The sequence below is a fragment of the Microbacterium sp. BLY genome, from assembly GCF_017939615.1.
In the GTDB taxonomy this organism is placed as follows: domain Bacteria; phylum Actinomycetota; class Actinomycetes; order Actinomycetales; family Microbacteriaceae; genus Microbacterium.
The window spans coordinates 553,026-572,720 of record NZ_JAGKSR010000001.1; the positions used below are offsets into that span (position 1 = coordinate 553,026).

Here is a 19,695-nt window from a genome sequence, read left to right on the forward strand (position 1 = left end):
GCGGGATTCGAACCGAGATCAGCCCGCGTGCACCAGCTCGACGATGCGGGTGAGCTGGTCGGGGTCGGTCTCCGGGGGTACGCCGTGGCCGAGGTTGAGGATGTGGCCGCGAGCCGCGCGACCGCGGCCGAGCACGTCGCGGACATGCGCCTCGAGCACCGGCCACGGCGCTCCGAGGAACGCCGGGTCGATGTTGCCCTGCACCGACACGTCCGGGCCGAGGATCGCGGCCGCCTCATCGAGCGGCAGCCGCCAGTCCACGCCCACGCCGTCCGCGATGCCGCCGAGGCGCATGTCGCCGAGGAAGGGCCCGGTGCCGACGCCGAAGTGGATGGTCGGAACGCCGATGCCGTCCAACGCGGTCCGCGAATGCGGCGCGACGAACGTGCGGTAGTCAGCCGGGCTCAGCGACCCCGCCCAGCTGTCGAACAGCTGCACGACCGCGGCGCCGGCGTCGCGCTGCGTCTCCAGGAAGCGCCGGGAGATCTGCGCCAGCCAGCCCGCGAGACGGTGCCAGGCCTCGGGCTCCGCGTGCATCATGCCGCGGGCGCGCAGGTGCTCCTTCGACGGACCGCCCTCGACGAGGTACGCGGCGAGGGTGAACGGCGCCCCCGCGAAGCCGATGACCGGGGTGTCGCCCAGCTCGGCGGCCACGATGCGGACGGCCTCCGCGATCGCGGTGCCGTCGAGGCTGTCCGGATCGATCGCCGTGATGCGGTCGACGTCGGCCAGCGTGCGCACGGGGTCCGCGAACACGGGGCCGCGCCCGGGCTCGATCTCCACCTCCACACCCGCCAGGCGCAGCGGGATGACGATGTCGCTGAAGAACACCGCCGCGTCGACACCGTGGCGGCGCACGGGCTGCAGGGTGATCTCGGCGGCGAGGTCGGGGGTCAGGCAGGCGTCGAGCATGCGCGTGCCCACCCGCAGCTCCCGGTACTCGGGGAGGGACCGACCCGCCTGGCGCATGAACCAGACCGGAGCGGTGGCGGGGCGATCGCCGGTGAGGGCGCGCAGCAGCGGGGCGTCGGAGAGTGCCATAACTCCATCCTCCCATCCGGCGCCCGCTGACCGGCCGAGTCCGGGCTCCGGACGCTCGGGTACAATCGAAGAGTGCTGCTGTGTGTGACGGCGAGTCACAAGACCGCCTCCTTCGAACTGCTCGAACGCCTGAGCCGCACCCCCGACGACGTCGCTCCCACCATCGTGGGCATGGCGCCGTGCGTGCAGGGTGCCGTGGTCCTCGCGACGTGCAACCGCTTCGAGGCGTACGTGGAAATGGACGAGCCCGTGACCGCGGCCGGCGCCATCGGCGTCGAAGCCGTGATCGAGGCCGTCGAGTCCGCGACCGGCATCCCCGCCGCCGACCTGGACGGTGCGTACGCCGTGCACTCCGGGCGCCGCGTCGCCGAGCACCTCTTCTCCGTCGCCTCCGGCCTCGAGTCGGTCGTCTCCGGTGAGGGTGAGATCGCCGGGCAGGTGCGCCGTGCGCTGAAGTCCGCCCGCAAGGACGGCACCACCTCGCCCGAGCTCGAGCGCCTGTTCCAGCGCGCGAGCCAGGCACAGCGCAAGGTCAAGAACGTGACCGCCCTGGGCCGCGCCGGCCGCTCGCTCGTGCGTCTCGCGCTCGAACTGGCTGACAGCCGGATCGCCGACTGGTCGGCCGAACGCGTGCTCCTGGTGGGCACGGGCGCCTACGCCGCCGTCACCCTCGCTACCCTCCGCGAGCGCGGCGCCGTCGACATCTCCGTCTACTCCCCCTCGGGCCGCGCCGAGATCTTCGCCGCCAAGCACGACATCCGGCCCGTTCCGGCCGACGAGTACGCGCGCACCGCCGCGCAGTCCACCCTGCTGATCACCTGCACGTCCGCGACGGAACCGGTGCTCGGCCCGGAGCACCTGCAGCTCCCGGTCGGCCTCGCCGCCGCGGGCTGCCCGGTGGGCGCGAGCGCCCGCCCGAACCAGCTCGTCGTCGACCTCGGGATGCCGCGCAACGTCGACCCGGCCGTCTCCTCCCTCGAAGGCGTCGCGCTGCTCGACCTGGAGACCATCCGTCTGCACGCGCCGCTGGAGGAGCTGCAGGCGACGGACGCCGCCCGCAGCGTCGTCCGCGAGGCCGCGGAGACCTTCCACGTCGTCGGCGCCCGTCAGAGCGTGACCCCCTCGGTGGTCGCGTTCCGCTCGCACATCTTCGAGCTGCTCGAGCGGGAGATCGCCCGGGCGCGCGCCCGCGGCGATGAGGACGGCAAGGTCGAGCAGGCCCTCCGGCACCTCTCGGGTGTGCTGCTGCACACGCCGACCGTGCGGGCGCACGAGCTCGCCGCCGCCGGCCGTGCGGACGAGTTCGCGGCCGCTCTCGCGACCCTGTACGGGATCACCCCGGCCGCGGACACCGCCGAGGACGCCGCCACCGCCTGACCCGCGTCGGCATTGCGGCGGAAGCCGTCTGGCGAGAACCGTGCGGATGCGAGACTTGTCCCATGGCCCTTCACATCACCGGAGACACCGCCGCCGACGCCCTGCTGACCGAGAACCCGCTGGCGCTGCTGGTCGGGATGCTGCTCGACCAGCAGATCCCCATGGAGACCGCGTTCACCGGTCCGCTCAAGATCGCCGAGCGGACGGGCGCCGCCGACGCCGCCGCGATCGCCGGCATGGCCCCCGAGGAGTTCCTGGAGGCCTTCCGGCAGACGCCGGCGGTGCACCGGTTCCCCGGGTCGATGGCGACGCGCGTGCAGACGCTGTGCCAGGCGATCGTCGATGAGTGGGACGGCGACGCCGCCGCCCTGTGGACGCGGCCGTCGACAGGCTCAGACCCTTCGACAGGCTCAGGGACCCATTCGACAGGATCGGGGACCCCGCCGACCGGGGCCGAGGTACTGCAGCGACTCAAGGCTCTCCCCGGTTTCGGCGAGCAGAAGGCGAAGATCTTCCTCGCCCTCCTTGGCAAGCAGTACGGCTTCACCGGAGAGGGCTGGCGCGAGGCGTCGGCCCCCTACGGCGAGGAGGGATCGTTCCGCAGCGTCGCCGACATCGTCTCGCCCGAATCCCTCACGAAGGTGCGCGAGTACAAGAAGGCGATGAAGGCCGCCGCGAAGGCCGCGAAGGAATAGCGCCGAAACCCCGGGGAGGGCGGGGTCTCAGCGGAGGGTCAGCGGGAGCGGAGGCGGGTCAGCGCGGCGGGGACGGCGAAGACGAGGACGATCGCGAGGACGATGCCGCGGACGATCCACATGCCGGGCTCCCAGAGCACCTCATAGCGGCCGGGAAGACCGAAGAACGCGGCGATGATCGACCCCCACGAAGCGCGACCGCTGCTCTCCGTGTCGATCGACAGCCCGCCCACGATGCTCATCACGCCGAGGCTCATCAGCACGAGCGGCATGATCAGCGCGCCGCCCTTCGCCTCTCCCCGCGCCATCAGGCGGATCACCGTGACGATCGAGACCAGCGGGAACACGAAGAAGAACCACACGAGCGCGCCCAGCAGCAGGCCCACGATGATGAAGATGGGCACCCAGACCAGCATCCAGGGACCATCGTCCGCGATGAAGTACTCCGGGTCGCGGATGAGCGCCACGACGAATCCCCCGAGCGTCCCGAGGGGCAGCACCGCCAGCACCCACCAGAACACGGCCTTCGGAACCCGTTTGCGGTCTCCCAGCCGCGTCATCACGATCTGGATGATGACCGACGCCGCCAGCGCCGGGATGCCGAACATCGCGATGATCGGCCCCGCGCCGTCGTTCTCGCGGAGGTCGAGGATGGTGAGGATCATCCACGACACGGCGAGCGCGCTGAGGACGATCGCCGCGACAGGACGGACGGGCGAGGACTCCTCCGCCCGCGTGCCGACTCCCCCCGGTGTCGTCATGTCAGGCGCCGCGGAGGCGTTCCGCCAGGTAGGCGTGCAGTTCGTCGATCGGGACGCGCTCCTGCGCCATCGTGTCGCGGTCGCGCACGGTGACCGCGCGGTCGTCGAGCGAGTCGAAGTCGACCGTGACGCAGAACGGGGTGCCGATCTCGTCCTGGCGGCGGTAGCGCCGGCCGATCGCGCCGGCGTCGTCGAAGTCGACGGCCCACGAGCCGCGGAGGGTGTCGGCGACCTCGCGGGCGAGCGGCGACAGGTTCTCGTTGCGCGACAGCGGCAGCACGGCGGCCTTGACGGGAGCCAGGCGCGGGTCGAGCTTGAGCACGGTGCGGGTGTCGGTGCCGCCCTTGGCATTGGGCACCTGCTCCTCGACGTACGCGTCGACGAGGAAGGCCATCATGGCGCGGGTGAGACCGAAGGACGGCTCGATCACGTACGGCGTGTAGCGCTCGCCCGTGGCCTGGTCGAAGTAGGTGAGGCTCTGGCCAGACGCCTCGCTGTGGCTGGAGAGGTCGTAGTCGGTGCGGTTGGCGACACCCATGAGCTCGCCCCACTCCTTGCCCGCGAAGCCGAAGCGGTACTCGACGTCGATGGTGCCGGCCGAGTAGTGCGCGCGGTCCTCCTCCGGCACATCGAACTGACGCATGTTCTCCGGGTCGATCCCGAGGTCGATGAACCAGTTCCAGCAGGCCTCCACCCAGTGGTCGAACCACTGCGGCGCCTCGGCGGGCGGAGTGAAGAACTCGATCTCCATCTGCTCGAACTCGCGGGTGCGGAAGATGAAGTTGCCGGGCGTGATCTCGTTGCGGAACGCCTTGCCGACCTGACCGATGCCGAACGGCGGCTTCTTGCGGCTGGCGGTGAGCACGTTCGAGAAGTTCACGAAGATGCCCTGTGCGGTCTCCGGACGCAGGTAGTAGAGGCCCGACTCGTCGTCGACGACGCCGAGGTACGTCTTCACCAGACCGGAGAACGCCTTCGGCTCGGTGTACTGCCCCTTCGTGCCGCAGTTGGGGCAGGGGATGTCGGCGAGGCCGTTCTCCGCCTTGCGGCCCTTGCGGGCCTCGAAGTCCTCGATGAGGTTGTCGGCACGGAAGCGCTTGTGGCACTGCAGGCACTCGACCAGCGGGTCGGTGAAGGTGGCGACGTGGCCGGAGGCCTCCCAGACGCGCTTCGGCAGGATGATGCTGGAGTCGAGGCCGACCATGTCGCCGCGTCCGCGCACGAACGTCTGCCACCACTGCCGCCGGATGTTCTCCTTCAGCTCCGTGCCCAGGGGTCCGTAGTCCCATGCCGACCGGGAACCGCCGTAGATCTCACCCGCCTGGAAGACGAAACCGCGGTGGCGGGCGAGGGCGATGACCTTGTCAAGACGGGACTGTTCGGCCACGGTGGCTCCAATGGTCGGATGCGGAGAATGCCCGTGAGCACGGGCACCCCCATTCTATCCGGGGTCGTGGCGCACCCCCTGGCCGCGGAGCGCGACGGAGAGTACCGTCCCACGCATGAGCCCCACCGCACACCGGTCCGCCTCCCGTGACGAGGACACCCGCTTCTTCGGGCAGCCGTGGTCGCTCGTGCACATCTTCGGCGTGGAGATGTGGGAGCGCTTCAGCTTCTACGGCATGCAGGGCATCCTGCTCATCTACCTGTACTTCTCCGTGACGAAGGGGGGCCTCGGCCTGCCGGAGGCGGTGGCCGGCGGGATCGTCGGCGCCTACGGCGGCTCCGTGTACCTCTCGACCATCCTCGGCGCGTGGCTCGCGGACCGGTTGTTCGGCTCCGAGCGGGTGCTCTTCGTCAGCGCCATCGTCATCGTCTCCGGTCACCTGGCGCTCGCGCTGCTCCCCGGATTCGTGGGGGTGGGGGTGGGTCTCGTGCTCGTGGCCCTCGGCTCCGGAGGCCTGAAGGCGAACGCGACCTCGGTCGTGGGCACCCTGTACCGCCCGGACGACGTGCGGCGCGACGCCGGGTTCTCCCTCTTCTACCTGGGCATCAACCTGGGCGCATTCCTCGGCCCCATCCTCACGGGGCTCCTGCAGTCGACCCTCGGCTTCCACTGGGGGTTCGGTCTCGCCGCCCTCGGCATGACCCTCGGTCTCGTGCAGTACTCGTTCGGCCGCCGCGGACTGCCCGCCTCGGCCCGTGAGGTGCCGAACCCGCTGCCCCGGTCGCGGTACCCCTTGGTCGCCGGGATCGCGGTCGGCGCCATCGCCGTCATCGCGGTGCTCGTGCTGACCGGCGTGATCCAGGCCGACAACCTCGCCCTCATCGTGATCGTCGTGACGGTGGTCGCCGCCGTCGCCTACTTCACGGTGATCCTCGGCAGCCGGCGCATCGACGCCACCGAGAGGTCACGGGTGTGGGGGTTCCTGCCGCTGTTCCTCACGAGCGTCGCGTTCTGGTCGCTGTACCAGCAGCAGTTCACGGTGCTGACGATCTACTCCGACAAACGACTCGACCGCGACCTGTTCGGGTGGGAGATGCCGGTGTCGTGGGTGCAGTCGATCAACCCGGTGTTCATCATCATCCTGTCCGGCGTCTTCGCGGCGATCTGGACGAAGCTGGGGACGCGGCAGCCGTCGACCCCCGTCAAGTTCGGGCTGGCCGCCATCATCATGGGCGCGGCGTTCCTGCTCTTCCTGCCGTTTTCCGGCGGCGGGGCGAACTCGACGCCGCTGCTCGCGATCGTCGGCATCCTCTTCGTGTTCACCGTCGCCGAGCTGCTGCTGTCGCCGGTCGGGCTGTCGGTGACGACCAAGCTCGCCCCGGCCGTCTTCCACACGCAGATGGTCGCGCTGTTCTTCCTGTCGATCGCCCTCGGCACGGCCATCTCGGGCGAGCTCGTGAAGTTCTACGACCCGGACAACGAGGTGCCGTACTTCTCGATCCTCGGGAGCATCGCGATCCTCGTCGGCATCGGACTGCTGCTGAGCGTGAAGCCGGTGCTGCGGCTCATGCGCGGCGTGCGGTGACGGCCGCGCGTCCGCTCACGCCGTGAAGAGGTAGCCGCGGCCGGTGTCGAAGCCCGCGATGGTCAGACCGCTGCCGAGCAGTCCCTCCATCTGCGCGCGCAGACGCAGCCGCCACTCGTGCGCGGCCTCGGGGTCGGTCTCCCGCATGCCCTCGATGTCGGCCGGGATCTCCAGCGTCTCCACGACGGTGTCGTCCGCCGGCGGCTTGGCGATGTCGGCGAGCGCCCACTCGACGTCGAGACGGTCGCTCTCGTCGCCCGCGTCGCCCCCGCCGAAGATGCCGTAGCGGTTGACCGAATAGCCGGTGGCGCGGGCCCCGAGGACGGTCAGGAAGAAGTGCGCGTTGCGGGCGACCAGCGGATCGAAGGTCCACGTGATGCGGCCGACGTCGCGCGAGAACGCCCACTGCCGCTGGTGCCCCTTGAGCTCGCGCCCCCACCCGCGGCCGCGGTACTCGGGGAGCAGGGCCGTGATGTGCGAGTGCATCGCCCGGCGGGCCGGTTCGCCGAAGAAGGCGATGGAGGCGCCGACCATGCGCTCCTCGTCGCCCTCGCCGTCGAAGAAGCCGACGACGTAGTTGCCCGACTGCTGCAGGGCGCGCAGGGTCCCGGCGTCCACCACGCGCTGCGGGCCCCGGATGGAGTCGAGCAGGCTCTGGGCGTCGAGGATGAGTTCTACGGTGTCGAGATCGCGGATGGTTCGCACGATCCCAGTCTGCCCCTCCTCCGCCCGTTCGCGGAAACCGGAGCCGGGTCAGCGGTACGGGAACGCCTCCCCGCCGCCCGCGGCGAGCGCCTCCGCGACGATGCGCAGGTGCTCCTCGGCCATCTCGGCGGGCAGGGGCGGCAGGATCCCGTCCCAGAACGCGAGCACCGCACCACGACCCTGCATCATGCCGGCCGGGCGCGCCAGCGCCCACATCTGCATGTGCGCGGAGCCGTCGTTCCAGCGGCCGAAGTGGCAGCGCGCCACCCGAGGCGTCGAGCACCTCGCCGATCGGGAGCCGGCGGTGGTACGGGGAGTCGGCGGGATGCGGCGCGGGCGCGGAGGCGTCGGTCATCCGGCCATGCAACCACATCGGCCCCGTGCGCCCGGAACGCCGGTAGCCTGAGCCGGTGGGTGCGAACGACGACAGAGCCAGGAAACGTCTCTCCCGTACCCCGCCCCGGTGGGCCGTCATCGCAGTGCTGGCGTTCGCCGGCCTGTGCTCGTCGTTCATGTTCACCCTCGTCGTACCGCTGCAGGCCGAACTGCCGCAGCTGCTGAACGCCTCGCGGGAAGACACCACCTGGGTGGTCACGATCACCCTGCTCGTCGCCGCCGTCGCGACCCCGATCTCGGGTCGTCTGGGCGACATGTACGGCAAGCGCCGGGTCGTGATCGCCCTCCTCGCGATCCTCATCGTGGGGTCCGTGATCGCCGCGCTCTCCGGATCGATCGTGGGCGTCATCATCGGCCGGGCGCTCCAGGGCGCGGTGACCGGGGTCGTCCCCCTCGGCATCGCGATCATGCGCGACGTGCTCCCTCCCGAGCGCCTCGGCACCGCGGTCGCCCTCATGAGCGCGACCATGGGCGTCGGCGGCGCGATCGGCATGCCCGTCGCCGCGCTGCTCGCCGAGAACGCCGACTGGCACATGCTGTTCTGGCTCGCGGCCGCCCTCGGCGTGCTCGGCCTGCTCCTGGTTCTCACGGTGGTCCCGGAGGACGTGCTCCGCTCCCCCGGACGCCTCGACGTGCTCGGCGCGATCGGACTGGCCATCGGTCTCACGGGCCTGCTGCTGTTCGTGTCCCGCGGCGCCGAGTGGGGGTGGACGGCACCGCTCACCCTGGTCTGCGTGATCGGCGGCGTCGCGGTCCTGCTGCTGTGGGGCTGGTATCAGCTCCGGGCGAAGGACCCCCTGCTCGACCTGCGGGTCGCCGCCCGCCCGGCCGTCCTCTTCACGAACATCGCCGCCATCGGCATGGGCTTCGCCCTCTTCGCCTCCAACGTCACGTTCCCGCAGATGCTCGAGATGCCCGCGGTGGACGGCGCCGGTTTCGGGTTGAACATGGTGGCGGCCTCGCTCGTCATCATGCCCGCGGGTCTGGTGATGATGGTGATCTCGCCGCTGTCCGGGTGGCTGGAGCGCACCGTGGGGCCGCGGCCGCTCTTCACCGTCGGGGCCGTCGCGATCGTGCTCGCCTACGTCTTCGTGCTGCTGTGGTCGACCGAGGTGTGGCACATCTTCGTCGCGAACATCTTCATCGGGGTCGGGATCGGGTTCACCTTCGCCGCGATGCCCATGATCATCATGCGCTCGGTGCCCGCGAACGAGACCGGCGCATCGAACGGGCTCAACGCGCTGTTCCGCTCCGTCGGCACCTCGACGGCCTCGGCCGTCATGGGCGGGGTGCTCGCGGCGATGAGCGTCGACGTCGGCGGCGTGGCCGTGCCGACGCGGGCGGCGTTCGAGGTGTGCTTCTGGCTCGCGATCGCCGCCGGCATCGTGGCCGTGGTGCTGTCGCTGTTCATCCCCCGGAGACGCGCCACGGAGCAGCACCCCTCACTGCCGGACTGATCCGCGGGTCTCAGCGGGAGATCGTGCGCGGGTCCGGGTCGTCGGCACGCGGCGGCCGCAGCCGCGCGGGAAGCGGCCACGGCAGGGTGAATCGGGCGGTCGCCGGTCGGGTCATGTCACCGAAGTCGTCGATCTTCACGACGATGCGCCCCGGCGCGCCCTCCTCGTCCGGCGTGACCTCGAGGATGCGCACCCGGAGCGGGCGGTCATCCTCTCCCTCGAGCATCCAGGGATCGGCGAGCCACGCGATCCCGTGCTCCTCCAGCGCCGCCTCCGCGTCGAGCCACTCGCCCGGGCCGAAGACCCTGCGCCCGAGCACATCGACGGCGGCCCACTCCTCTCCGTCCGGATGGATCCAGCCGAGCAGCTCGCCGTCGTCACGGCGGTGCGGGGTCCAGGCGGGAGGCATCCCCCGATGCTAGCCCCTGGCCTCGCGCGACCAGGCGCTCGCGCGAGTTCAGGCGCCCGTGAGTTCAGGCGCTCACGTGAGTTCAGGCGCTCACGTGAGTTCAGGCGCTCACGCCCCATCAGGCCGGTTTCACCGCTGTACGCCTGATCCCGCGCGGAAGCCTGCACCCACCCACGGAACTCCGCACGCGCGGAAACAGGGGAACACGCACGATCAGGCAAGCGCGGCAGGTCAGGCCCATTGGCGTTCCGGGAGGCTGATGGCGGGCGGGAGGCTGATGGCGCGCGCTCATGATGCCGGCCACCGCGCTGGGTCGGCGCGAGGGCGGGGTCAGTGGGTGTATTCCATGAGCTCGACGCCGAGCACGCGGAAGGCGTCATGCGCACGGAGGCGGTGGCTGATAGAGAGATCGTCGAAGCACACGATCATCGAGTACGCGACACCGGCCCGCGGCCCCGCGAGCACCCCGGCCTCGGCGCGCACACCGCGATCGCGGCCGGTCTTGTTCACGAAGAGCAGGCCGTGCGCGTCGTGCTCGTGGGCGAACGGATCGAGCCCCGTCGAGGCGGCCACGAGACTGAGATCCTGATTGAGGCTGAGCCACTCCGACACCTGGGCGCTGACCGCGGCATCTACGACCTGCGAGTTCACGAGCGCCGAGAACAGCCCCGCGAGCTCCCGGGCCGATCCTACCGCGACCTGCGGGGCGTCATCCGGACCGCGGCGGTCGCGGAACCGGTCGAGCAGCGCGGTGCGGCGCAGTCCCAGCCCCTCGATGCGCTCCCGCACCCGGTCGTGCCCCACCTTCCCCAGCAGGATGTTCACGGCGATCGGATCGCCGGCGGTCGCGGCCAGCACGGCGAGATCCTCCAGCGGGAGGGCCGGAGCCCGCAGGTGCCGCCAGAGCCCGGAACTCTCCACGGCCTCGACGCTCGAGCGGTCGACGATCTCGAGCGGGTCGAGCGCGCCCGACTCGAACGCCGCCGCGACCTCGATCAGCAGCGGGACGACGCCGAGCCCGGCCACCGGCAGCGTGACGTGGTCGTCCCCCGCCAGCACGTGCTCATGGGAGTCGAGGTCGACCACGTGCACCGACACCTGGGCCCCGGCGTTCGCGAGGCCTTCGAGAGCCTTCAGCGTGGACGTGAACGAGCGTCGCCCCACGGCGACCCGACGCGGCAGACGGCGGGCACCAGGACGATGCGAGCGGCGCCCCGCGGACTCGGGCGCACCCCCGGACGCTCCGGGAGCCGACGGGTTCCGGAACGCGTCACCAGGCTCGATCGCACCCACGCGTGATCCTTCAGGAGGGGGAGGGGAACAGCACAACCGGGAAGAGGCGCCCCGGCGGCAGGGCTATCGTAACCCCACCGCCGGGGCGCATCTCACAGAGTGCGGAGGTTCGTCACCAGATGGTCACCCTGGACGATTCCGGCAGCCACAGCGCATCCTTCTCGGTGACCCCGAAGGCCTCGTAGAACGCATCGATGTTGCGCACGATCTGGTTGCAGCGGAACTCGTTGGGCGAGTGCGGGTCGATCGTCAGCAGGCGCAGCGTCTCGGCCTCGCGGCTCTTCTGCTGCCACACCTGCGCCCACGACAGGAACAGCCGCTGGACGCCCGTGTAGCCGTCGATGACCGGCCCCTCGACGGGTTCCGGCACCGCGGGGTCCGTGCGCAGGGACAGCTCGTACGCCTGGAGCGCGATGCCGAGGCCGCCCAGGTCGCCGATGTTCTCGCCGATGGTGAGGGCGCCGTTCACATGGTGCTCCGCGTCGAGGCCCTCCGGCACGAGGGCGTCGTACTGTGCGATGAGCGCCTTCGTGCGCTCCTCGAACGCCGCCCGGTCGGCGTCGGTCCACCAGTCCTGCAGGCGGCCGTCTCCGTCGTAGCGGCTGCCCTGGTCGTCGAAGCCGTGACCGATCTCATGGCCGATGACCGCGCCGATCCCGCCGTAGTTCGCCGCGGCGTCGCGCCCGGCGTCGAAGAACGGGTACTGGAGGATGGCGGCGGGGAACACGATCTCGTTCATCGACGGGTTGTAGTACGCGTTCACCATCTGCGGCGGCATGTGCCACTCGGTGCGATCGATCGGCGTGCCGACCTTGTCGATGTTGCGGTCGTGCTCGAAGATCGCCGCCCGCCGGACGTTGCCGAGCAGGTCGGTGCGGTCGATGGCGAGCGTCGAGTAGTCCCGCCACACCTCGGGGTGCCCGATCTTCGGGGTGAACGCGTCGAGCTTCGCGAGCGCCCGCTGCCGGGTCTCCGCGGTCATCCATTCCAGCTTCTCGATGCTCTGCCGGTACGCCTCGACGAGATTGGCGACGAGCTCGTCCATGGCCGCCTTCGCCGTCGGCGGGTAGTGCCGTTCGACGTAGACCTTGCCGATCGCCTCGCCGAGCGCCGCCTCGGTGACCGAGACGCCGCGCTTCCAGCGCTCCCGGATCGTGGGCACGCCGGTGAGCTGGGTGCCGTAGAACGCGAAGTTCTCCTCCACCAGCTCGTCCGTCAGGTACGGCGCGGCCGCGTGCACGACCTTCGCGCGCAACCAGGCCTTCCAGTCCTCGAGGCGCTCGTCCGTGAGGAGCGCGCCGAGCCCTTCGAAGAAGCTCGGCTGCGAGACCACGACCTCGTCGAACGCGCGCGGGTTCGTCGGCGTCACGGCCTCCCGCCACGGGGTCAGGTCGACGCCCGCGAGTTCCTGCAGCTCGTCCCACGTCTTGAGGTTGTAGGTGGCGACCGCGTCGCGGCTGCGCACGTTGTCCCAGTGGTGCCCGGCGAGCTCGGTCTCCAGTGCGATGGAGCGCTCGGCCTGCGCCGCGGCGTCCGCGACACCGGCGAGGGTGAGCAGGCGCTCGAGGTGTGCCCGGTACGCCGCCCGCGTCTCGGCGAACGTCTCCAGGCGGAAGTAGCTCTCGTCCGGCAGGGAGAGGCCGGCCTGCACGAGCACCGGGACGTAGCGCTCCGGGTCGCCGGGGTCGCCGTCGACGTAGAGGCCGATCACCGCGGCACGGCCCTCCCGGTCGTACGCGCCCACGGTGCGCAGGAAGGCGGGGATGCCGTCGATCGCGTCGATCTCGGCGAAGGTCTCGGCCAGCGGCGCCACGCCGGCCGCGGCGATGCGCTCGGTGTCCATGAAGCTCGCGAACAGATCGCCGATCTTGCGGGCGAGGGTGCCCTCCTCGGCGTCCTGCGACTCCTCGACGATGGCGCGCACGTCCTTCTCGGCCTGCTCCGCCAGCAGGTGGAACGAGCCCCAGCGGGCCCGGTCGCCGGGGATCTCGGTGCGCGCGATCCACGCGCCGTTCACGTGACGATACAGATCGTCCTGCGGGCGGATGTCGGGGCTGAGGTCGTCGAGCGCGAGGCCCGCGGGAAGCACGTCGGTCATGCGCTCCAGCCTATGGCCGGGGTCCCCCACGGTGTCCAGCGGCGGTCACTCCCCGCGGCCCGGCACCCCCACCGGGAGGGACACGTTCATGCGGAAGCCCGCGTCGGTGCGCTCCGCGAAGACGTCGCCGCCGTGCGCCCGCGCGAGCCCGCGGGCGATCGACAGTCCGAGACCCGCCCCGGAGGCGACGCCGTCGTCACCGCCCGCCGCCGGCCGGGCGGGATCCTCGCGCCAGCCGACGTCGAACATCCGGTCCAGGTCCTCCACCGCGACACCGGCACCCTGGTCCAGCACCCCCAGGACGAGACGATCCCGGTCGATCATCGAGGCGGACAGGACGATCTCCGTCCCCGGAGGCGCGTGGCGGACGGCGTTCGTGAGCAGGTTCACGACGATGCGCCCGAGATGATGCGGGTCGGCCCACAGCACCGGCCCCGCGATACCCCGCTCCACGATCCGGACATCGCGCTTCGCCGCCGCCGCGGCGACGTCCGCCACCGCATCGGACACGACGTCCCGGAGAACCACCTGCTCGGTCTGCAGCTGCACCGCCCCCGAGGTCAGGCGGGAGAGCTCGAAGAGGTCGTCGACCATCCGGCTCATGGTCTCCACCTGCACCCGCACCTGTCCGGCGAAGCGCTCCGGTGCGACCGCCGCGCCGTCCTCCACCGCCTCGGCGAGGACGCGGACGGCCGTGAGCGGCGTCCGCAGATCGTGGGAGATCCAGGCGAAGAAGCGCCGGCGCGCGGAATCCAGCCGCACGAGCTCGGCCCGGGCCGCGTCCACCTCCGCAGACACGACCGCCAGCTGCGCCGAGAGGTCGGCGAGCTCGCGCGAGGCCGCCCGGTCGGCCACCACCTCGTCCGTCCGGCCGATCCTGCCCAGAGACACCGAGAACCCCTCGACCCAGGCGCGCACCGTCCGCGCCATGCACCAGGCCATGCCCAGCCCGAGCACGAGCGAGACCACGATCACGGTGAGCAGGATCGTCAGGTCATGGGTGGAGAGGTACATCTCCACCGCGATCGCCACCACGGCCCCCGCCATCGCGACGGTGCCCGCGCTGGCCACGACCATCAGCTGCGCGCGGAGGCCGCGCCGCCGCAGGGCTCGCAGGAGCAGCACGGCGACGACGGCGACCACGATCGCCACCGACAGGCTCGTGAGCACGATCTGCAGGATCACCGCACCGGAGAGCATCGTCATCAGCCGTCCCCTCTCGCCAGGAAGCGGTAGCCGACGCCCCACTCGGTGAGCAGATGACGAGGATCACGCGGATCCTCCTCGATCTTCTCCCGCAGGCGCCGGACGTGCACCGTGACCGTCGAACGCTCGCCGACGGTCCACCCCCACACCTCGCGGAGGATCTCGTCGCGCCCCAGGGCGCGGTCCTCGTTGCGCACGAGGAACAGGAGCAGGTCGTACTCCCTGCCCGTCAGCGTCATCTCCTGTCCGCGCACCCAGGCGCGCCGACGCAGCAGGTCGATCACGAACGCCCCTCTCCGCAACTCCCCGGCCGACGCCTGGGCGACCTGCGACCGACGCACCAGCGCCGCGACCCGCATCGACAGCTCCCGCATCGAGAACGGCTTGGCGAGATAGTCGTCGACACCGAACGCGAACCCGTCGATGCGGTCCTCCACCTCCCCCAGCGCCGTGAGCACCATGATGGGCACGTCCGACACGGCCCGCAGCTCGCGGCAGAGCTCATCGCCGCTGATTCCGGGCAGCATCCGGTCGACGATCACCACATCGGGGACGGCCTCCCGCAGCGCGGTCCGTGCGGAGACCCCGTCCCCGAAGCTCGACACCGCGTAGCCGTGGGCACGCAGGTACTCGCCGACCGCCTCACGCACCGTGGGATCGTCCTCCACGACCGCCACACTGATGACCCCTTCCATGCCGTCGAGGGTAGTCCGCGCGTGACGCCGCACCGGCGGATCCTTACGGTTCCGAAAGGTCTTCCCCGCGGCCCGCCGCCGCTTCCTAGCGTGCTCTGCAGCACCTCCGCCGCGGCATCCGCCACGGTGGCGTTCCATCGGACAGGAGATCATCATGCGCAAGACCCTTCTCGCCACCACCGCCGCCGTCGGGCTCGCCCTGACGCTCGCGGCCTGCAGCCCGCAAGACGCGGCCGACACGTCGGCCCCCTCGTCCTCGGCCTCGCAGAGCACCACGGAGAGCGACGCCACGACCGCGGACACGACCGCGAAGACCGGGGAGTTCGCCGGACTGAACGGCAAGGAGGTCGCCGGCATGGTCTCGGTCTCCGACACCGAGGTCATGCTGTCGGAGTTCTCCTCGGACGAGGGCCCCGACCTGCACGTCTACCTGACCGACGGCACGGACGAGGCGGCCATCGCCGCCGGCATGCTCGTCGACGCGGTCTCGTACGACACCGCGACGCAGACCTTCACCCTTGACGGTGTCGAGGCCGAGGACTACTCCCACGTCGTCATCTACTGCGACAAGGCGAAGGCCGTGTTCGGGGCTGCCGAGCTGTCATGACCGCCCTCCGTTCCGCTCGTCTCCTGATCGGCCCGCTGCTGGGGGCGGCCGCGCGGGTGGCGGTCGGGGTGCTGTGGCTCATCGAGGGGACGCTGAAGTACCGATCGGGCTTCGGAGCGGCCGACATCGAACTCGTGGCGCAGAGCGCACAGGGGAACACGAGGGTGCCGGACTTCTTCGATCCGCTCGGGGCGGCGATGACTTCGGCATCCGCGCTCTTCGGGGTCGCGATCCCGGCACTGGAGGTCGGATTGGGCGTCCTCCTCGTGTCGGGACTGCTCACCCGAACGGCCGCGTTCGTCTCGATCGGGACCCTGGCGCTCTATTGGAGCGCAGACCAGCTGATCGCGCAGTACCCCGTGATGGTGGTGCTGTCCGCGACGGTGCTGGTGTTCGTCGCCTCCGGGCGGTTCGGGGTCGACGGCTGGGTGCGGGCGCGGCGAGCGAAGCGTCCGGTGGAGGGACCGGGCGACTGAGTCACCCCCGGCGTCGACGTCCGAAGCGTCGGCGCCGGGGTGGCGCCTCGCGCGTCGGGAGTCGGCGGCAGGTCATAGGCTCGGAGGATGGCCGCCCGCACCTCCCTGAACCGCGAGATCCTGCGCCTGGCGGTCCCCGCCCTCGGCGCGCTCATCGCGGAGCCGGCCTTCCTCATCGTCGACGCGGCGCTCGTCGGGCACCTCGGCACCGTTCCGCTCGCCGGGCTCGGCATCGCGGGCGCCGTGCTGCAGACCATCGTCGGCCTCATGGTGTTCCTCGCCTATTCCACCACCCCCGCCGTCGCACGCCGGTTCGGTGCCGGGCGGCCGGGAGAGGCGGTCTCGGTCGGGATCAACGGCATGTGGCTCGCGCTCGGCCTCGGTGCCGTGCTCGCCGTCATCGGCGCGGTCTCCTCCCCCGGGCTCGTCTCGCTGTTCGGGGCGAGCGCCGAGGTCGCGGCGCAGGCGAACGAGTACCTCGTGATCTCGATGTGGGGTCTGCCCGCGATGCTGATCGTGTTCGCGGCGACCGGCCTCCTCCGCGGACTGCAGGACACCATGACGCCGCTGTGGATCGCCGGTCTCGGATTCGGCGCCAACGCCCTGCTGAACTGGCTGTTCATCTACGGCTTCGGCTGGGGCATCGCGGGATCCGCGGCGGGGACCGTGACCGCGCAGTGGGGCATGGTCGCGGCGTACGCGCTCGTCGTCCAGCGCCTCGCCACCCGGCACAGCGCCTCCCTGCGCGCCCAGCGGGACGGCCTGCGGCACACGGCGACGTCCGGCGGCTGGCTGTTCCTGCGCACCGTGAGCCTGCGCGTCGCGCTGCTCGCGACGGTGGGCGTGGCGACCGGGATCGGCACGGAGGAGCTCGCGGGCTGGCAGATCGTCTTCACGATCTTCTCCGCGGCGGCCTTCGCCCTCGATGCGCTCGCGATCGCCGCGCAGGCGCTCATCGGCAAGGAGCTCGGCGCCGGGGACGAGCCGCAGGTGCGGCGGGTCCTGGCACGGACGGTCGCGTGGGGAGCCTGGTTCGGCGTCCTGGTCGGCGCCGTCATCGCCGCCTCGTCCGGCATGCTCGGCATCGTCTTCACCGGAGACCCGTCGGTCGCGCAGGTCGTGCAGCCCGCGCTCCTCGTGCTCGCCGTCGCGCAGCCGGTCGCCGGGGTCGTGTTCGTGCTCGACGGTGTGCTGATGGGTGCGAACGACGTCCGCTACCTGGCGATCGCCGGCGGCCTCAACCTCGTCCCGTTCCTGCCGGCCCTCGCGATCATCGCCGCGACCGGTGTCGACGGCACGGCCGGGCTCGTGTGGCTGGCGGTGGCGTTCTTCGGCGTCTACCTCCTCGCGCGGCTCGGCACGCTGGGGTGGCGGGTGCGCTCCGGACGGTGGCTCCTGGCCGCCGCCTGACCGTGGCCCGACCGCGCCTCGAGCGTGGTCATCCCGCGTGGCGGCGGCACCACTCGTACATGATCACCGCGGCGGCGGCGCTCGCGTTGATGGAACGGGTCGAGCCGTACTGCGTGATCTCCACGTGTCCAGTCGCTGCGGCGAGCGCCTCCGGCGACAACCCGGGACCCTCCTGACCGAAGAGGAGCACGCAGGAGCGCGGCAGGTCGGCGCGGTCGACCGGAACGGCGCCGTCGACGTTGTCGATCGCGATGACGGGCAGCCCTTCCGCGGCAGCCCAGGCGGCGAACGCGGCGATGTCCTCGTGGTGCACGACGTGCTGGTACCGGTCGGTCACCATCGCGCCGCGCCTGTTCCAGCGACGCCGCCCGATGATGTGCACGGTGTCGGCGAGGAACGCGTTGGCGCTGCGCACGATGGAACCGATGTTCATGTCGTGCTGCCAGTTCTCGATCGCGACGTGGAACGGGTGTCGGCGCGTGTCGAGGTCGGCGACGATCGCCTCCATCCGCCAGTAGCGGTAGCGGTCGATCACGTTGCGCGTGTCGCCGTGAGCCAGCAGCTCGGGGTCGTACTGGTCCCCGGCGGGCCAGGACGAGGGCCCTCCCGGCCACGGCCCGACGCCGTACCCGGGCTGCAGCGGCGAGGTTCCGGGCCCGGTCGGTTCGGTGCTCTCGAGGGGCTGCGCATCCATCCCGCCAGGCTATCGCCGCGCGCGACCAGCCCGGCAGCGCGGGGACGCGGACGGACGGTCACGGATATTTAGGTGGACCGAAAAATACGCTACGGTTTCGGTGTGCCGAAAAATTCCCCCGCCACCGTGACCGACACCCGCACCGCCCCACCGCGCCTGCTGTGGCTGCTCGGACCCGCGCTGGTCGCGGGCGTCGCCTACCTCGATCCGGGCAACGTGGCCAGCAACATGACGGCCGGGGCGCAGTACGGCTACCTGCTCGTCTGGATCGTCGTCGCCGGCAACGTCATGGCCTGGCTGATCCAGTACCTCTCCGCCAAGCTCGGCGTCGTGACCGGCCGGAGCCTCCCCGAGATGCTCGGCCAGCGACTGCGTCGCCCCTGGGCGCGCCGCGCATACTGGCTGCAGGCCGAACTCGTGGCGATGGCGACCGACCTCGCCGAGATCATCGGCGGCGCCGTCGCCTTGAACCTGCTGTTCGACATCCCGCTGCTGTGGGGCGGCCTCCTCACCGGCGCCGTGTCGATGATCCTGCTGGCGGTGCAGAGCCGTCGCGGCGCGCGGCCCTTCGAGTTCGTCATCATCGGCCTCATGCTCATCATCACGATCGGCTTCCTGGCGGGGCTCTTCCTCGCACCGCCGGATCCCGCGGGGATCGTGAGCGGCCTCGTGCCGCGGTTCGAGGACACCGGCTCGGTGCTGCTGGCCGCCTCGATCCTCGGAGCCACGATCATGCCGCACGCCATCTACGCGCACTCGTCGCTCGCCCGCGACCGGTTCGGCTCCGCGACGGCGGAGAGCGCGGAGGAGGCGGCCCGCGTGCAGACCTCGCGCATCCGCCGACTGCTCACCGCGACCCGCTGGGACGTCACCATCGCGATGATCGTCGCGGGTTCCGTCAACCTCGGCATCCTCCTGCTCGCGGCCGCGAACCTCGCCGGGGTCGCCGGCACCGACTCGCTGGAGGGGGCGCATGCCGCCCTCGCCGCCGGGCTCGGGCCGGTGGTGGCCACCTTCTTCGCGGTCGGTCTGCTCGCCTCCGGTCTCGCCTCGACCTCCGTCGGCGCCTACGCGGGGGCCGAGATCATGCACGGGCTGCTGCACGTGCGCATCCCCCTGCTGGCCCGCCGGCTGGTGACGCTCATCCCCGCGCTCGTGATCCTCGGGATGGGCATCGACCCGACGCTCGCCCTCGTCCTCAGCCAGGTCGTGCTGTCGTTCGGCATCCCGTTCGCCCTCATCCCCCTGGTCGCACTCACCGCGCAGCGCCGCACCCTCGGCGTGTGGGTCAACAGCATCGGGACGACGGTCGCCGGCATCGTGGCCTCCGTGCTCCTCATCGCCCTCAACGGCGCCCTCCTCTGGCTGGTGCTGACCGGGGCGTGACGGCGGATAGGCTCGAC

At 71.2% G+C, this 19,695-nt stretch carries 19 protein-coding genes; 8 read left to right on the forward strand and 11 right to left on the reverse strand.

Translation table 11 applies throughout. From position 1 onward, the window contains the following. Positions 1–18: 18 nt before the first annotated feature. Entirely contained in the window at positions 19–1,041 is a 1,023-nt protein-coding gene (hemE, locus tag KAF39_RS02920) for a uroporphyrinogen decarboxylase (RefSeq protein WP_210675880.1), read from the reverse strand. 72 nt (positions 1,042–1,113) lie between these two features. Here hemE and KAF39_RS02925 point away from each other — a divergent pair, with 72 nt between their 5' ends. Continuing rightward, complete coding sequence (locus KAF39_RS02925; protein WP_210675881.1) at positions 1,114–2,418, forward strand: glutamyl-tRNA reductase; 1,305 nt, start codon at positions 1,114–1,116, stop codon at positions 2,416–2,418. Between the two features lie 62 nt (positions 2,419–2,480). Continuing rightward, positions 2,481–3,113 (forward strand): HhH-GPD-type base excision DNA repair protein, encoded by a 633-nt coding sequence (locus KAF39_RS02930; protein ID WP_210675882.1) that lies wholly within the window; start codon positions 2,481–2,483, stop codon positions 3,111–3,113. A gap of 38 nt (positions 3,114–3,151) precedes the next feature. On the opposite strand, the gene KAF39_RS02935 is transcribed toward KAF39_RS02930, so the two are convergent. Then, entirely contained in the window at positions 3,152–3,874 is a 723-nt protein-coding gene (locus KAF39_RS02935) for a hypothetical protein (RefSeq protein WP_210675883.1), read from the reverse strand. A 1-nt stretch (position 3,875) separates the two neighbouring features. Beyond that, positions 3,876–5,261 carry a glycine--tRNA ligase gene (locus KAF39_RS02940; protein WP_025104883.1) on the reverse strand — a complete coding sequence of 462 codons (1,386 nt, stop codon included), beginning with the start codon at positions 5,259–5,261 and terminating at the stop codon, positions 3,876–3,878. 115 nt (positions 5,262–5,376) lie between these two features. Between KAF39_RS02940 and KAF39_RS02945 the strand changes: the two genes are divergently transcribed. Then, positions 5,377–6,846, forward strand: coding sequence for a peptide MFS transporter (locus KAF39_RS02945; RefSeq protein WP_210675884.1), 1,470 nt, complete (start codon positions 5,377–5,379; stop codon positions 6,844–6,846). Positions 6,847–6,861: 15 nt separating this feature from the next. On the opposite strand, the gene KAF39_RS02950 is transcribed toward KAF39_RS02945, so the two are convergent. Together KAF39_RS02950 and KAF39_RS02955 are read right to left on the reverse strand one after the other, a co-directional pair. Beyond that, the gene (locus KAF39_RS02950; protein WP_210675885.1) at positions 6,862–7,551 is read right to left on the reverse strand and encodes a GNAT family N-acetyltransferase; all 690 of its coding nucleotides are present in this window, start codon (positions 7,549–7,551) and stop codon (positions 6,862–6,864) included. 48 nt (positions 7,552–7,599) lie between these two features. After that, on the reverse strand, positions 7,600–7,818 hold the full coding sequence (locus tag KAF39_RS02955; RefSeq protein ID WP_210675886.1) for a hypothetical protein: 219 nt from the start codon (positions 7,816–7,818) through the stop codon (positions 7,600–7,602). A 143-nt stretch (positions 7,819–7,961) separates the two neighbouring features. Here KAF39_RS02955 and KAF39_RS02960 point away from each other — a divergent pair, with 143 nt between their 5' ends. Then, a complete protein-coding gene (locus KAF39_RS02960) occupies positions 7,962–9,404 on the forward strand; it encodes an MFS transporter (RefSeq protein ID WP_210675887.1) in 1,443 nt (480 codons plus the stop codon). Between the two features lie 10 nt (positions 9,405–9,414). Here the strand turns inward: KAF39_RS02960 and KAF39_RS02965 are convergent, their stop codons facing one another. From KAF39_RS02965 to KAF39_RS02985, 5 genes are all read right to left on the reverse strand, one after another. Continuing rightward, positions 9,415–9,813 (reverse strand): hypothetical protein, encoded by a 399-nt coding sequence (locus tag KAF39_RS02965; protein WP_210675888.1) that lies wholly within the window; start codon positions 9,811–9,813, stop codon positions 9,415–9,417. Positions 9,814–10,143: 330 nt separating this feature from the next. Continuing rightward, entirely contained in the window at positions 10,144–11,106 is a 963-nt protein-coding gene (locus tag KAF39_RS02970; RefSeq protein WP_210675889.1) for a serine hydrolase, read from the reverse strand. Positions 11,107–11,218: 112 nt separating this feature from the next. After that, complete coding sequence (locus KAF39_RS02975; protein WP_210675890.1) at positions 11,219–13,204, reverse strand: M13 family metallopeptidase; 1,986 nt, start codon at positions 13,202–13,204, stop codon at positions 11,219–11,221. A gap of 45 nt (positions 13,205–13,249) precedes the next feature. Continuing rightward, positions 13,250–14,410, reverse strand: a complete 1,161-nt coding sequence (locus KAF39_RS02980; RefSeq protein WP_210675891.1) for a sensor histidine kinase KdpD — start codon at positions 14,408–14,410, stop codon at positions 13,250–13,252. Further along, entirely contained in the window at positions 14,410–15,105 is a 696-nt protein-coding gene (locus tag KAF39_RS02985; RefSeq protein WP_210675892.1) for a response regulator transcription factor, read from the reverse strand. The genes KAF39_RS02980 and KAF39_RS02985 overlap by 1 nt, the downstream gene beginning before the upstream one ends. A gap of 154 nt (positions 15,106–15,259) precedes the next feature. On the opposite strand from KAF39_RS02985, the gene KAF39_RS02990 reads away from it, so the two are divergent. The 3 genes from KAF39_RS02990 (at position 15,260) to KAF39_RS03000 (ending at position 17,598) form a co-directional block, all read left to right on the forward strand. Continuing rightward, positions 15,260–15,712 carry a DM13 domain-containing protein gene (locus KAF39_RS02990; protein WP_210675893.1) on the forward strand — a complete coding sequence of 151 codons (453 nt, stop codon included), beginning with the start codon at positions 15,260–15,262 and terminating at the stop codon, positions 15,710–15,712. Continuing rightward, positions 15,709–16,188: a DoxX family membrane protein gene (locus KAF39_RS02995; RefSeq protein WP_210675894.1), complete on the forward strand. Its 480-nt coding sequence runs from the start codon at positions 15,709–15,711 to the stop codon at positions 16,186–16,188. Before KAF39_RS02990 ends, KAF39_RS02995 begins: the two co-directional genes overlap by 4 nt. Before the next feature lie 87 nt (positions 16,189–16,275). After that, the gene (locus tag KAF39_RS03000; RefSeq protein WP_210675895.1) at positions 16,276–17,598 is read left to right on the forward strand and encodes an MATE family efflux transporter; all 1,323 of its coding nucleotides are present in this window, start codon (positions 16,276–16,278) and stop codon (positions 17,596–17,598) included. 28 nt (positions 17,599–17,626) lie between these two features. Here the strand turns inward: KAF39_RS03000 and KAF39_RS03005 are convergent, their stop codons facing one another. Continuing rightward, positions 17,627–18,292 (reverse strand): TrmH family RNA methyltransferase, encoded by a 666-nt coding sequence (locus KAF39_RS03005; RefSeq protein ID WP_210675896.1) that lies wholly within the window; start codon positions 18,290–18,292, stop codon positions 17,627–17,629. A gap of 102 nt (positions 18,293–18,394) precedes the next feature. Between KAF39_RS03005 and KAF39_RS03010 the strand changes: the two genes are divergently transcribed. Beyond that, positions 18,395–19,678 (forward strand): Nramp family divalent metal transporter, encoded by a 1,284-nt coding sequence (locus tag KAF39_RS03010; protein WP_374093330.1) that lies wholly within the window; start codon positions 18,395–18,397, stop codon positions 19,676–19,678. Positions 19,679–19,695 lie beyond the last annotated feature (17 nt).

Excerpts from the sequence above, each read along its gene's own strand:
- KAF39_RS02985 (WP_210675892.1), bottom strand. The coding sequence starts at position 15,105 with ATGGAAGGGGTCATCAGTGTGGCGGTCGTGGAGGACGATCCCACGGTG.
- KAF39_RS02975 (WP_210675890.1), bottom strand. The coding sequence starts at position 13,204 with ATGACCGACGTGCTTCCCGCGGGCCTCGCGCTCGACGACCTCAGCCCC.
- KAF39_RS03005 (WP_210675896.1), bottom strand. The coding sequence starts at position 18,292 with ATGGATGCGCAGCCCCTCGAGAGCACCGAACCGACCGGGCCCGGAACC.
- KAF39_RS02935 (WP_210675883.1), bottom strand. The coding sequence starts at position 3,874 with ATGACGACACCGGGGGGAGTCGGCACGCGGGCGGAGGAGTCCTCGCCC.
- KAF39_RS02930 (WP_210675882.1), top strand. The coding sequence starts at position 2,481 with ATGGCCCTTCACATCACCGGAGACACCGCCGCCGACGCCCTGCTGACC.
- KAF39_RS02980 (WP_210675891.1), bottom strand. The coding sequence starts at position 14,410 with ATGACGATGCTCTCCGGTGCGGTGATCCTGCAGATCGTGCTCACGAGC.
- KAF39_RS02965 (WP_210675888.1), bottom strand. The coding sequence starts at position 9,813 with ATGCCTCCCGCCTGGACCCCGCACCGCCGTGACGACGGCGAGCTGCTC.
- KAF39_RS03000 (WP_210675895.1), top strand. The coding sequence starts at position 16,276 with ATGGCCGCCCGCACCTCCCTGAACCGCGAGATCCTGCGCCTGGCGGTC.
- KAF39_RS02945 (WP_210675884.1), top strand. The coding sequence starts at position 5,377 with ATGAGCCCCACCGCACACCGGTCCGCCTCCCGTGACGAGGACACCCGC.
- KAF39_RS02995 (WP_210675894.1), top strand. The coding sequence starts at position 15,709 with ATGACCGCCCTCCGTTCCGCTCGTCTCCTGATCGGCCCGCTGCTGGGG.
- KAF39_RS02990 (WP_210675893.1), top strand. The coding sequence starts at position 15,260 with ATGCGCAAGACCCTTCTCGCCACCACCGCCGCCGTCGGGCTCGCCCTG.
- hemE (WP_210675880.1), bottom strand. The coding sequence starts at position 1,041 with ATGGCACTCTCCGACGCCCCGCTGCTGCGCGCCCTCACCGGCGATCGC.